Annotated in this window: 12 protein-coding genes; 8 read left to right on the top strand and 4 right to left on the bottom strand. The window is 69.9% G+C overall.

What is annotated here, in order from left to right:
• Window positions 1–15: 15 nt before the first annotated feature.
• Window positions 16–834, top strand: coding sequence for a sulfurtransferase (locus BCM27_RS11710; protein ID WP_004018818.1), 819 nt, complete (start codon window positions 16–18; stop codon window positions 832–834).
• Window positions 831–1,406: a GNAT family N-acetyltransferase gene (locus BCM27_RS11705; RefSeq protein WP_004018819.1), complete on the top strand. Its 576-nt coding sequence runs from the start codon at window positions 831–833 to the stop codon at window positions 1,404–1,406. Before BCM27_RS11710 ends, BCM27_RS11705 begins: the two co-directional genes overlap by 4 nt.
• 24 nt (window positions 1,407–1,430) lie before the next feature.
• Here the strand turns inward: BCM27_RS11705 and zapE are convergent, their stop codons facing one another.
• The gene (gene zapE, locus BCM27_RS11700; protein ID WP_033203437.1) at window positions 1,431–2,444 is read right to left on the bottom strand and encodes a cell division protein ZapE; all 1,014 of its coding nucleotides are present in this window, start codon (window positions 2,442–2,444) and stop codon (window positions 1,431–1,433) included.
• A gap of 35 nt (window positions 2,445–2,479) precedes the next feature.
• Between zapE and BCM27_RS11695 the strand changes: the two genes are divergently transcribed.
• The 4 genes from BCM27_RS11695 to msrB all read left to right on the top strand — a co-directional run bounded on the left by BCM27_RS11695 (window position 2,480) and on the right by msrB (window position 6,801).
• The gene (locus BCM27_RS11695; RefSeq protein WP_004018821.1) at window positions 2,480–3,280 is read left to right on the top strand and encodes a pyrimidine reductase family protein; all 801 of its coding nucleotides are present in this window, start codon (window positions 2,480–2,482) and stop codon (window positions 3,278–3,280) included.
• 76 nt (window positions 3,281–3,356) lie between these two features.
• Window positions 3,357–4,967, top strand: coding sequence for an alpha/beta hydrolase (locus BCM27_RS11690; RefSeq protein WP_033203439.1), 1,611 nt, complete (start codon window positions 3,357–3,359; stop codon window positions 4,965–4,967).
• A gap of 60 nt (window positions 4,968–5,027) precedes the next feature.
• A complete protein-coding gene (locus BCM27_RS11685; protein WP_004018823.1) occupies window positions 5,028–6,332 on the top strand; it encodes a glycosyltransferase family 87 protein in 1,305 nt (434 codons plus the stop codon).
• 37 nt (window positions 6,333–6,369) lie between these two features.
• Entirely contained in the window at window positions 6,370–6,801 is a 432-nt protein-coding gene (msrB, locus tag BCM27_RS11680) for a peptide-methionine (R)-S-oxide reductase MsrB (protein ID WP_004018824.1), read from the top strand.
• A 15-nt stretch (window positions 6,802–6,816) separates the two neighbouring features.
• On the opposite strand, the gene hemQ is transcribed toward msrB, so the two are convergent.
• From hemQ to hemE, 3 genes are read right to left on the bottom strand one after another with little or no spacing between them, the layout of a single operon-like run.
• Window positions 6,817–7,512: a hydrogen peroxide-dependent heme synthase gene (gene hemQ, locus BCM27_RS11675; RefSeq protein ID WP_004018825.1), complete on the bottom strand. Its 696-nt coding sequence runs from the start codon at window positions 7,510–7,512 to the stop codon at window positions 6,817–6,819.
• 57 nt (window positions 7,513–7,569) lie between these two features.
• Window positions 7,570–8,976: an FAD-dependent oxidoreductase gene (locus tag BCM27_RS11670; RefSeq protein ID WP_004018826.1), complete on the bottom strand. Its 1,407-nt coding sequence runs from the start codon at window positions 8,974–8,976 to the stop codon at window positions 7,570–7,572.
• Entirely contained in the window at window positions 8,976–10,040 is a 1,065-nt protein-coding gene (gene hemE, locus BCM27_RS11665; protein WP_081486956.1) for a uroporphyrinogen decarboxylase, read from the bottom strand. The genes BCM27_RS11670 and hemE overlap by 1 nt, the downstream gene beginning before the upstream one ends.
• A 91-nt stretch (window positions 10,041–10,131) precedes the next feature.
• On the opposite strand from hemE, the gene BCM27_RS11660 reads away from it, so the two are divergent.
• Together BCM27_RS11660 and BCM27_RS11655 are read left to right on the top strand one after the other, a co-directional pair.
• Complete coding sequence (locus BCM27_RS11660) at window positions 10,132–10,758, top strand: DUF3000 domain-containing protein (protein WP_033203548.1); 627 nt, start codon at window positions 10,132–10,134, stop codon at window positions 10,756–10,758.
• Entirely contained in the window at window positions 10,755–12,032 is a 1,278-nt protein-coding gene (locus BCM27_RS11655; protein WP_004018829.1) for an HRDC domain-containing protein, read from the top strand. Before BCM27_RS11660 ends, BCM27_RS11655 begins: the two co-directional genes overlap by 4 nt.
• Window positions 12,033–12,146 lie beyond the last annotated feature (114 nt).

The raw sequence follows: 12,146 nt of genomic DNA, 5'->3' as shown, positions 1-12,146 counted from the left end.
ACTACGGTGTCTGTCATGACCTCGCTCATCTCCGCCACAGACCTCGCCGCCCGTCTCGACGACGAGAACCTGCGCATCGTCGACGCCACCGTGCACCTGACCTTCGATGCCGACGGCGCACATGTCGCCTCCGGCCGGGACACCTATCTGGCCGGTCACCTGCCCGGCGCGGTGTTCGCCGACCAGATCGCCGATCTGAGCGATCCCGACGGCGAAGCTCCCTTCGCCGCGGCCGACTCGGCGCGGTTCGCCACGGCGATCGGCGGGCTGGGGATCGGCGACGACTCGACCGTCGTCGTCTACGACACCGTGAACGGCATCTGGGCCACCCGCCTGTGGTGGCAGTTCGGACTCGAGGGATTCGACGACGTGCTCGTCCTCGACGGCGGATACAGCGCCTGGACCGCAGCCGACCTGCCGGTCGAGACCGGCGAGGTCACCCGTCCGGCAGCGACATTCACCCCGAGCCGCCGGTCCGAGCGCATCGTGTCCACCGACGAGGTCGCCGCCGCCACCGGCGATTCGTCCGTCCTGCTCGTGAACGCACTCGACCGGGAATCGTTCGCGGGCGGCCACATCCCCGGCAGTGTCAACGTGCCGTTCGCCGAACTGGTCGACGACGCCGGCCGGCTCCGGCCGCTCGACGAGCTCCGCCGACTGTTCGACGACGCGGGCGCCCTCGACCCGTCGGTGCGACCGGTCACCTATTGCGGCGGTGGGATCGCCGCCACCGCAGCCGCATTCGCGTTGCGCACCCTCGGCCGGGACGACGTCGCCGTCTATGACGGGTCGATGAACGCCTGGACCGCCGACCCGGCCCGCCCGCTGTCGTGAGCGGCCCCGATGTCACCGGTACGACCGAGGTCGTCGTCGAGGTCGTGACCGACCCCGCCGCGGCGGGGGGTGTCGCCGAGGTCGCCGCCATCACGTTTCCGCTCGCGTGCCCACCGCATGCGTCGCCGGCCGACATCGACGACTTCGTCGCGGCGAACCTGCGGGAGAGCAACTTTCGTGCCCACATCACCGATCCGCGCGCCGATGTCCTGGTCGCGCGAGACGGTGTCGGCGGCCCGATCCTCGGCTACGCGCTCGTGATGCACACCGAACCGGCACACCCCGACGTCTGCGCGGTCGTGACCGAACGTCCGGTGAGCGAGGTGTCCAAGATGTACGTGCTGCGCGACCACCATTCGCGGCAGGGCGCGACCCCGTCGCATCTGCTCATGGGCACCGCGATCGAACGCGCACGGTCACACGGCAGCACGCTCATCTGGCTGGGGGTGAATCAGCTGAACGCCCGCGCCCAGCGGTTCTACACGAAGATGGGTTTCGAACGCGTCGGTGTGAAGACCTTCACCCTCGGGGAGAGCACCGAACACGATTACGTGTTCACGCAACGGCTTTGAGCCGACACAAACCCGGTTACGTTGTCAGGCCGCCGACTCCGCGAACCGCGAGAGCGCGAGCAGGCGGGACGTGGCACGCAGGTACTTCTTGCGATAGCCGCCGGCGAGCATCTCGTCGGTGAAGATCTCGTCGAGTTTCGCGCCCGCGACGGTGACCGGGATGTGGGCGTCGTACAGGCGGTCGGCGAGCACCACCAGGCGCAGCGCCACCGACTGGTCCTCGGCCGGGTGCAATCCCGAGATGCAGACCAGGGAGACGCCGTCGACGAGGTCCTTGTACTTCGACGGGTGCAGCGTGCTGAGGTGATCGCACAGGGCGTCGAAGTCGTCGAGGGTCGCGCCGTCGGTGGACTCGGCGATCTCGGTCAGTTCGGACTCGCTTCGCGGCTCCGGCGCGGGCGGCAGGTCACGGTGGCGGTAGTCGGGGCCGTCGACACGGATGGTCTCGAACACCGCGGACAGTTTGCGGATCTCCCGCAGGAAGTCCTGGGCGGCGAACCGGCCCTCGCCGAGCTGGCCGGGAAGCGTGTTCGAGGTGGCGACGATCGAGACGCCCTTGGCGGTGAGCTCGGTCAGCAGCCGGGAGACGAGCATGGTGTCGCCCGGGTCGTCGAGTTCGAACTCGTCGATACACAGCACCGTGTGCTGCGAGAGCCGCTCGACCGCGTTGACGAAGCCGAGCGCACCGACCACGTGGGTGACCTCCACGAACGTCGCGAACGACTTCGGCGCGGGCATCGAGTGGTAGATCGATGCCAGCAGGTGGGTCTTGCCCACGCCGAAACCGCCATCGAGGTAGAGACCGACTCCCTGGGCCGGCGCCTTCCGCGAGAAGAGGCCCTTCTTCCCGGAGCGCGCCTTCGACGCCCGCACCACGAAGTCGCGCGCCTTGGCCACCGCCTCGGCCTGCGACGGCTCGTTCGGGTCCGGGATGTAGGAGTCGAAGCTGACGTCGTCGAACGTCGACGGGGGCACCATCTCGTCGATGAGTGCGTCGGGCGAGGTCGCAGGGTTGCGATCGCAGAGTCGGGCCACCATGTGTGGAGAGTAGCCATCCGCGGAATGATGAACACATGTTCCACCTGCAGAAAGCGACCCAGGTCACATCCGACGACGAGCTGGGCCGGTTGGCCGAGCTGTACCGGTACCCACCGGGCCCGGCGTCGGGTTCCGACGCCGCCACCCCCTTCGTGCGCGCCAACATGGTGTCATCGATCGACGGTGCGGTCACCTACGACGGTAAATCCGGCGGACTCGGCGGACGCGGCGACAAGGCCCTGTTCCGCGTGCTGCGCGGACTGGCCGACGTCATCCTCGTGGGTGCCGGTACCGCGACCACCGAGGGGTACGGCCGGCCCCAGGCCGACGACGCGCTCGCCGCGCATCGCGAATCGCTGGGGCAGGCACCCGCGCCGGCACTGGCGCTGGTGTCTCGGTCGTTGTCCATCCCACCCGACTTCGAGCCCGTCGCCGACCCGAACACGGTCGTCCTCACCTGTACGAACGCCCCCGCGGATCGTCGACGCGCGTTGATCGACGCGGGCGCGACGCTGGTGGACTGCGGTGACGACACCGTCGCGACGTCGGCAATCCTCGAACACTGCAGAGACCGCGGATGGTCCCGCGTGCTGTGCGAGGGTGGACCCCGCCTGCTCGGTTCCCTCGTGGCCGCCGACGCCCTGGACGAACTCTGCCTCACCACGAGCCCGCACCTGGTGGGCGGCGACGCCGGACGCATCGTGACCACCGGCGGCGCGGAGTCCGGCGGAGCATCCGCCGTCCTGCACGCGCTGCGCCCGGCGTCGATCCTCACCGACGACGACGGGTTCGTGTTCACCCGATGGCTCCGCCACGGGCGCTCGTCGACCCGGTGACCCGTCGGTCCCATCCCGACGCGCCCCCGCACCCGGCCGGGGCGTCTTCGCGGTGGCGTTGACTACTCTCGCGGACATGCCAAGAGCGCACACCCCGGCCGTCGGCGTAGGACCACGCACCCGTCCGAGGGCTCTCGCGGGTGTCGTCGCCGGCGCGATCGCGGCGATCGTCCTGTCCTCCTGTGCCGTCGGCCCCGATCGCGGACCGGACCTGATCCCGGGTGGCGGCGGCCAGCAGGGGCCTGCCCCGTCCTCGTCGACCGCCCCGCCGGTGCCGGCGCTCGCGGCGCCGAAGACCGATCTGGCGTGGAGTGACTGTGCCGCCGAGACGACCGAACGGTACGGGGTGGCACGTCCGGAGGGCGTGACCATCGAGTGCGCCGAGTACGACTCGCCCATCGACCGCGACAAGCCGGACGGCGAAGCGGTCTCGATCGCGGTGACCCGCGCCCGGACGGCCGAGACGCCACCCGATGCCGCGCCGCTCGTCCTCACCTCCGGCTCGGACCTGCCGTCGTCGCGAACCCTGATGGTCATGACGGCCGGACCGGGACGGGCGCTCCTCGCGTCGCACCCGGTGGTCGCGGTCGACCATCGCGGGATCCCACTCAGCACCGACATCGACTGCATGACCCGACTCGAACGCGAGACGATCGCGAACAACGGCCTCACCGAGCGAGGGACGACCACCGACGCGCGGATCTCCCGGCTCGCATCGGCAGCGTCGTCGGCGTCCGACGGCTGTACCGAGACACTCACCCCGTACCAGTTGAGTTTCGGGGCGACGAACGCCGCCGCAGATCTCGAGTCCCTTCGTCAGCGCTGGGGGGTCGAACACCTCGGACTCATCGGCGCCGGCGAGGGTTCCGATGTCGTGCTCGCCTTCGCCTCCCTGTACGGCGGGCGCGCCGGGCGGATCATCCTGGACACCCCGACGCCGTTCGGCGCGAACGCGCGCGACCGCGCCCTGGCACAGGCGCGGGGCGTCCAGGTGGCGCTGCAGGGCTTCGCACAGCGCTGTTCGGCGCTTGGCGGCTGCGCCCTCGGCACCAACGGAGTCGCGACGATGACCCGCGTGCTGACCAAGGCGCGCGCAGGCGAGCTCCCCTCCCTGTCGGACACCGCCGCGCTCAACGCGATCACGACGACCCTCGCCCTCGCCTCGGACCGGCCGCAGTCACTCCTCGACCTCGCCGACGCGATCGCGGCCGCCGACCGCGGGCAGACCGCCGCGCTCGTCCGTCTCGCCGATCGCGCCGCCACCCTCCGGCTTCCCGACGGCGCCCTGGTCTCCCGGTGCAACGACGTCACCGGACCGGTCGGCCAGAACGAGGTGCCGGGTCTCGTGGACGCGTGGTCGAAGCAGAACCCTCTCACCGGGGCCGACAGCGCGCTCTCGCTCGTCCGGTGCAACGGCTGGGCCTCGGGCAATCCGGTCCGGCCGCCCACGTCGCTGCCGGCCGACCCGTTGATCCTCAACGGGACACGCGACCCGATCAACGGCGGCGAGGGAGCCGCCGCCCTGGTCCCGCTGTTCATGAACGCCGACGCCGAACCGGTGACGGTCGCCTGGGACGGACTGGGGTTCTCGGTGCTGGGCCGAAGCGCCTGTGCCGCCGAGGTGGTCACCGAGTATGTCGACCGGGCCCCGCTGCAGGGCCCGACCCAACGCGGCTGTCCGACCTGAGCAACGCCGGAGGCGCGCTCGGGGTTCTGAGCTCGACGGCGAGCGTAGTACGGTTCGCGGGTGGCGAATCTCGACAGGTATCTCTATCCACCGATGAGTGCTCAACGGATCATCCCGATGGTCCTGTGGCCGATCAGCCTGCTCATGGTCGTGCACCGCTCGGTGTTCCTGGGTGTCAACGGTGACCGCACCGATGACTTCAAGCCGGTGTACGCCGCCGCCTACAACTTCCTGAACAACCTGCCGGTCTACGGCGAGAACTACGCCACCGTCGACCCGCACTACCTCTACCCGCCGTCGGGCACCCTGCTGATGGCGCCGGTGGCGATCATCGACTACGAGCGCGCCCGCTGGGCCTTCATCGCCGTCAGTGTCATCGCGCTTCTCATCTGCGCCTACCTGCTCACCCGGATGTTCGGCTACGCCCTCGACTCGTGGGTCATGCCGACGGTCCTGTTCTTCTTCTTCAGCACCGAGACCGTCTCGCACACACTGATCTTCACGAACTTCAACTCGTTCGTACTGCTGGGACTGATCGCATTCCTCATGCTGATGCTCAACCGGCACGATTGGTGGGCCGGTGTACCGATGGGATTGACCCTGGCCGTCAAGCCGGTGCTGGCGCCCCTGATGCTCCTGCCGCTGCTCAACCGCCAGTGGCGGGTGTTCGCCCTCGCCATCGTCATCCCGGTCGTCTTGACGGTCGTCGCCTGGCCCCTCTCGGTCGACGCGAACGACTTCATCAGTCGGACGGTCCCGTACCTCGGGGAGGCGCGTGACTACTACAACAGCTCGATCGCCGGCAACGGTGCCTACTTCGGCGTCGCCCCGTGGCTGATCCTGCTGCTGCGCGCGGCGTTCGTGCTGATGGCCGCGTTCTCGCTGTGGTTCCTGTACCGCTACTACCGCAAGACCAACGAGCTGATGTGGCTGGCGGTCTCGTCGGGAGTCCTGCTGTGCACCACGTTCCTGGTCGGTTCGCTCGGTCAGGGCTACTACTCGATGCTCCTGTTCCCGCTGCTCATGACGGTGCTGCTCCCCGGGTCGCCGATGCGCAACTGGCCTGCGTGGCTCGGTGTCTACGGCTGTATGACCTTCGACGGCTTCTACTCCGACCGATGGACGGCGTTCGGCTGGATGGTCGAGTACAACAAGGTCACGTGGGGCTGGTCGCTGCTGATGATCGCGGTGTTCTGCTCGCTGCTGTTCCGATACCTCGACATGAGGTCCGACGGGGTGGCCGGCATGGTGCCACCGGTCCGGCCGGAGTCCGATGCGCCGCGTGTCCCCGCCGGCGGGATCGACGCCTCCGCCGACACGGCCACCAGCGCCGAGGACGCGGTCGGCCTGTCGAAACAGCGCTGACACAGTCGGTCCGGCCACGCGCGCTACCGTGGAGGGCATGACCGACAGCACCCCGTCGACCGACGCCGAAGATCTCGCCGATCTCACCGACGACCAGTGGAAGCAGCGCCTGACCCCCGCCGAATACCGGGTCCTGCGCCAGGCAGGCACCGAAGCACCGTTCACCGGCGAGTACACCGACACCAAGACGGTCGGGGTCTACCGGTGCCGCGCCTGCGGCGCCGAGTTGTTCCGCAGCGAGCAGAAGTTCGAATCGCACTGCGGCTGGCCGTCGTTCTTCTCCCCGTTGGCCGGTGACAGGATCATCGAGGTCGAGGACAACTCACTCGGCATGCGGCGTGTCGAGGTGCTCTGCGCGAACTGCAAGAGCCACCTCGGTCACGTCTTCGCCGGTGAGGGTTACGACACCCCCACCGACCTCCGCTACTGCATCAACAGCATCAGCCTCAAGCTGGAGTCCGCCGACTAGCGTCCGCTCCCCGGCTCAGGGCAGCGCGTCGATCAGCGCGGACACCTCGACGCGCGGACCGGTGAAGAACGGCGTCTCCTCGCGGACGTGCAACCGGGCCTCGGTGGCGCGCAGGTCACGCATCAGATCGACGATGCGGTGCAGTTCGGGCGCCTCGAACGCCAGCAGCCACTCATAGTCGCCGAGCGCGAACGACGACACGGTGTTGGCGCGGACGTCCTTGTACGCACGGGCCGCCTTGCCGTGGTCGGCGAGCATCTTGCGACGCTCCTCATCGGGCAGCAGGTACCACTCGTAGGACCGCACGAACGGGTACACGCAGATGTAGTTGCCGGCTTCCTCGCCCGCGAGGAACGCCGGGATGTGGCTCTTGTTGAACTCGGCCGGGCGATGCAACGCGACGTTGCTCCACACCGGGTTGCACGCACGTCCCAGAACCGTCTCGCGGCGGAACCTGGCGTAGGCGGCCTGGATCGGCTCGACGTCTTCGGCGTGCCACCAGATCATGAAGTCGGCGTCGGCGCGCAGTCCGGACACGTCGTAGACACCGCGCACCACGACGCCGCTGTCCTCGAGCGACTTGAAGAAGTCCGCGGCATCCGATTTGGCCTGATCACGATCGGCGCCCAGTTCACCGGGGCGGACCGCGAACACCGAGAACATCAGGTAGCGGATCGTCGAGTTGAGTTCTGCGTAATCCAAGCGGCTCATGGAAGCCATCGTGCCACCGCAGCCCATCCGACGACGAGGCAGGTCAACCCTGCCGGCTCACGCCAGATCGTCGAGCAGTTCGGTCACCGCGCGACCGGCCCGGCCGATGCAGGCCGGCACCCCGACGCCGGCGTACGACGACCCGGCCAGGGTGAGACGCGGGGGCCGCGCACTCAGCACCTGCGCCATCGCGGCGAGGTGTCCGGGCGCATAGACCGGCAGTCCCTCGTCCCAGCGCTGCACATACACGTCGACGACCCTCGACGACACCGGCGGGACGCCGGCGGCCCGGCACACCTCGTCGAGATCTTCGAGCGCATAGCGCCGCAACCGCTCCTCGACCCCGGGTTCGGTGGTCTCATCCGGAACCGGCGCACCGAACCGTCCGAACGACGCCCGGACCGACACCGGCCGGCCGGTGTCGGACAGGTGGGCCCACTTCTGCGAGCTGAACGTGAAAGCCTTGGCGCGCAATCCTTCTCCGGTGCCCACCAGCACGCCGGAGTGTTCGGGTAGCACCGTTTCCGGCGCAAGCGCGATCGACACCACGACGGAGGAGGCGCGCCGGACCGCCCGCAGCGGAGCGGACAGCTCCGGCACGGACCGGTGCAGCAGGTCGCCGGCCCGCCAGGCGGGCACCGCCAGGATCACCCCGTCGTACGGTGGCCGATCCACGGCACCATCGGATCCGAGCACCCAACCGTCTGCCGACGGAGTGACATCGGTGACGGGACCGGCCATCTGGGGATCGATACCGGCCGCGGTCCGCAGGGCGTCGAGGAGGACCGCGTAACCGCCCACGAGCGCACCGAAGACGGGGCCGGAGGCGCCCGCGCCGGCGGCGATGAGGGCGTCGACGGCGGCACTGAGCGACGGCGTACCCGCGTCCAGACTCGTCGCGAGGGCCGGGAGCGCCTCACGGACCCCGATGTCACGGGCGAGACTGGAATACACCCCGCCGAGCATCGGATCGACGCTCCGAGCGACGACGGAAGGCCCGAACCGCTCGGCGACCAGCTCCCCGACGGACATGTCGGCGCCGGCCTGCCAACTCAACGGCTGTCCGGGTTCGTCGGCCATCCGAACGAGGTCGGCGGGGTCGGCGAGCCCCTCGACGACCGCCGGACCGGCCGGGATCCCCATCAATGCCGGACCGGGCAGCGGATGCAACCGCTCCCCCGACCACACGGCGGGACGCCGCGGTGTCGGTGAGACGATCCGGTCGGCGAGGCCGAGTTCGGTGACGAGGTCGAGCGCCTCGGGACGCCGGACGATGAACGCCTCGGCTCCGACGTCGACGGCCCGCTCGCCGACGGTCGCGGTGTGCAGCACACCACCCAGCCGACCGGATGCCTCGACGAGGTCGATGTGGGCGTCGGACCCGAGCGCACGACGAAGGCGGTACGCGGCGGTCAGGCCGGAGATCCCGCCGCCGACGATCGCGATCCGGACGCGCGGAGACATCAGAGGCTGTGGATCACTTCGACGGCCCGCGTCAGCACATCCGGGTCGGTGCCGGGCAGCACGCCGTGACCGAGGTTGAAGATGTGCCCGATCGCCCCGGCCGCCACCGCGCGGTCGCCGTCGGCGACGACCCGCCGAACCTCACTGTCGACCACGTCCTGGCCGGCGAACAGGAGTGTCGGGTCGAGGTTGCCCTGCACGGCCTTGCCCGGACCCACCCGGCGGACGGCCTCCTCGAGCGGCACGCGCCAGTCGACGCCGATGACGTCGGCGCCGACATGCGCCATGGGGGCGAGGAGCTCACCGGTACCGACGCCGAAGTGGATGCGCGGCACCCCGTATTCGGCGACCTCGGCCAGCACGCGGGCGCTGTGCGGCGCCACGAAACGCTGATAGTCGGCGGCCGACAGCATGCCGGCCCACGAGTCGAACAGCTGGATCGCGTCGACGCCCGCGTCGAGTTGGACGCGCAGGAACGCGATGGTGATGTCGGCGAGACGTGCCATGAGTTCGCCCCACGTCTCCGGGTCGCCGTGCATCATCGCCTTGGTCCGCTCGTAGTTGCGGCTCGGCCCGCCCTCGATGAGGTACGAGGCGAGGGTGAACGGCGCACCGGCGAAGCCGATCAGCGCCGTGGCGTCGCCCAGTTCGCCGAGCAGGAGTTCGATGGCCCGCGCGATCGAGCCGACGGCAGCGGGCTCCAGTCGTTGGATGCGTGACACCGCGTCGGGCGAGCGCACCGGCTCGGCGATCACCGGTCCGGTTCCGGCGACGATGTCGAGGTCGATGCCTGCGGCCTTGAGCGGCACCACGATGTCGGAGAAGAGGATCGCCGCGTCGACGTCGTGCCGGCGGACGGGCTGCATCGTGATCTCGCAGACCAGTTCGGCGTCGAAGCAGGACTCCAGCATGCCGTGATCGGCGCGGATGGCCCGGTATTCGGGCAGCGACCGGCCGGCCTGCCGCATGAACCACACCGGACGGCGTGAGGGGGTCGCGCCGGTGGCCGCGGCGACGAGCGGCAGGTGCGACCTATGGACCCGGGTACCAGTTGCGTTCGACATCACCGCTTACTCTGCCATGCCCCCCGATCCCGCACGTGTGGTGTCGGCGCGCCTCCGCCGTGGCCGGGCGCGCCCGCCCTACGGTCGAACGGTGACCTCTTCGGGAGCTCCGGACGAGCCTGCTGATTTCCGCGCGGCGGTGGAGTCGCTGCATGCTGCCCGGGTGCGCCGCGAGATCGAGGTCGGACCCATCCGCCCGCCGCAGCGCCTGGCGCCCTACAGCTACGCCGTCGGCGCCGAGGTGCGTCCGCCCGAGGACCTCGACGTGGTGCCCACCGATTCGCAGGGCAGCGCGTTCGGGCGACTCATCCTGCTCTTCGACCCCGCGGGCCAGGACGCCTGGAACGGCACCATGCGTCTCGTCGCGTTCCTACAGGCCGAGGTCGAGGCCGCACTGGCCATGGACCCCCTGCTGCCCGAGGTGGCCTGGAGCTGGATCAGCGATGCGCTCGGCGTACCGGTCGGCGCGACCGCCACACCGGAGGGGTCGGCGCACCGCGTCGAGGTGACCGCCCTCGGTGGCACCGTCACCTCCACCACGTCGGTCCGATACGGCGACATCGCCGGGCCGCCGCGCGCACACCAACTGGAGGTGCGGGCCTCGTGGACCGCACTCAGCGCGGACGGGCTCGGGAGCCATCTCGAGGCGTTCTGCGATGTCCTCGCCTCCGCAGCCGGTCTCCCACCGGTCGGGGTGACCGAACTCGGCGCGACGTGAACGATCCCGCGCCCGACGACACGGCTCCCGACGACCCCACACCGGAGGTCACCCCACTGCTCCAGCCGGCCGACGGCGTACCCCCGGTCCTCGCGACGGCCGCCGAATTCGCGGACGCCGCAGCAGCTCTCGCGGCGGGCAGCGGACCGATCGCCATCGACACCGAACGCGCATCGGGCTACCGCTACTCACAACGGGCCTATCTGATCCAGATCAAACGACACGGGTCGGGCAGCTTCCTGCTGGACCCCATCGGCGATCCGGACGCACTGGCACCGGTGATCGACGCTCTGCGCGGACCGGAGTGGGTGCTGCACGCCGCCGACCAGGACCTCCCGTGCCTGCGTGAACTCGGTTTCGAGTGCGTCGAGCTGTACGACACCGAACTGGCCGGACGCCTCCTGGGCCTGGCCAAGGTCAACCTGGCGGCGATGGTGGCCGAGTTCCTCGGGCTCGGGCTTCTCAAGGGTCATGGTGCGGCCGACTGGTCGCGTCGTCCCCTGCCCGACGAGTGGCTCAACTATGCCGCACTCGACGTCGAGGTCCTCGTCGAACTGCGTGATGCGATGGACGCCGCGCTCGCCGCGGCCGGCAAAGACGGTTGGGCGCGCGAGGAATTCGCATACATCCTCTCCCGGCCGCCCGCCCCGCCGCGCACCGACAGGTGGCGCAAGACCTCGAACATCCACACCGTCAAGTCGACCCGCGCACTGGCTGCTGTGCGCGAATTGTGGACCGCGCGTGAGGAATTGGCGCAGCGCCGGGATGTCGCACCCGGCCGCGTCCTGCCCGACACCGCGATCGTCAACGCCGCGACCGTGAACCCCGAGTCCATCGCCGAACTCACCAAGTTGCCGGTCTTCGGCGGTCCGCGGCAACGACGCCAGGCCGGGATCTGGCTGTCGGCGCTGCAACGGGCCCGCGAGATCCCCGACAGCAAGCTCCCGTCGCGCAAGACGACCGGGCCGGGCCTGCCACCGGTCAGTCGCTGGGATCAGCGCAACCCGGAGGCCGCGGCACGACTGCAGACGGTGCGTCCGGCGCTGAAAGAGATCGCCGAAACCCACACCCTGCCGATGGAGAACCTTCTCGCTCCCGATGTGGTGCGGCAACTGTGCTGGGACGGGCTGCCCGAGCCGATCACGGCCGCGGCGCTCGATGCGCACCTGGCCGCTGCGGGCGCCCGCGTCTGGCAGCGGACACTGTGTGCCGAGCCCCTGACGCAGGCCCTCCTCGAGGCTGCTCGACCAGGGCCGACAGCAGCGGGCGAGTAGCCACACCGCGTCGTTCGCGTACATTCGGTCACGACCCGAATGCGAACCACCCGAATGCACGAACCGCCCGGGGGAAGTCACCTTCCCGAGCGGACCACCTCCTGCGATGGGAGC

Origin of the sequence: Gordonia terrae (assembly GCF_001698225.1) — a bacterium.
GTDB lineage: Bacteria > Actinomycetota > Actinomycetes > Mycobacteriales > Mycobacteriaceae > Gordonia > Gordonia terrae.
This window is presented reverse-complemented; position numbering and strand designations above follow the sequence as displayed.

Excerpts from the sequence above, each read along its gene's own strand:
- msrB (WP_004018824.1), top strand. The coding sequence starts at position 6,370 with ATGACCGACAGCACCCCGTCGACCGACGCCGAAGATCTCGCCGATCTC.
- BCM27_RS11690 (WP_033203439.1), top strand. The coding sequence starts at position 3,357 with ATGCCAAGAGCGCACACCCCGGCCGTCGGCGTAGGACCACGCACCCGT.
- BCM27_RS11710 (WP_004018818.1), top strand. The coding sequence starts at position 16 with ATGACCTCGCTCATCTCCGCCACAGACCTCGCCGCCCGTCTCGACGAC.
- BCM27_RS11695 (WP_004018821.1), top strand. The coding sequence starts at position 2,480 with ATGTTCCACCTGCAGAAAGCGACCCAGGTCACATCCGACGACGAGCTG.
- hemE (WP_081486956.1), bottom strand. The coding sequence starts at position 10,040 with ATGTCGAACGCAACTGGTACCCGGGTCCATAGGTCGCACCTGCCGCTC.
- hemQ (WP_004018825.1), bottom strand. The coding sequence starts at position 7,512 with ATGAGCCGCTTGGATTACGCAGAACTCAACTCGACGATCCGCTACCTG.
- zapE (WP_033203437.1), bottom strand. The coding sequence starts at position 2,444 with ATGGTGGCCCGACTCTGCGATCGCAACCCTGCGACCTCGCCCGACGCA.
- BCM27_RS11670 (WP_004018826.1), bottom strand. The coding sequence starts at position 8,976 with ATGTCTCCGCGCGTCCGGATCGCGATCGTCGGCGGCGGGATCTCCGGC.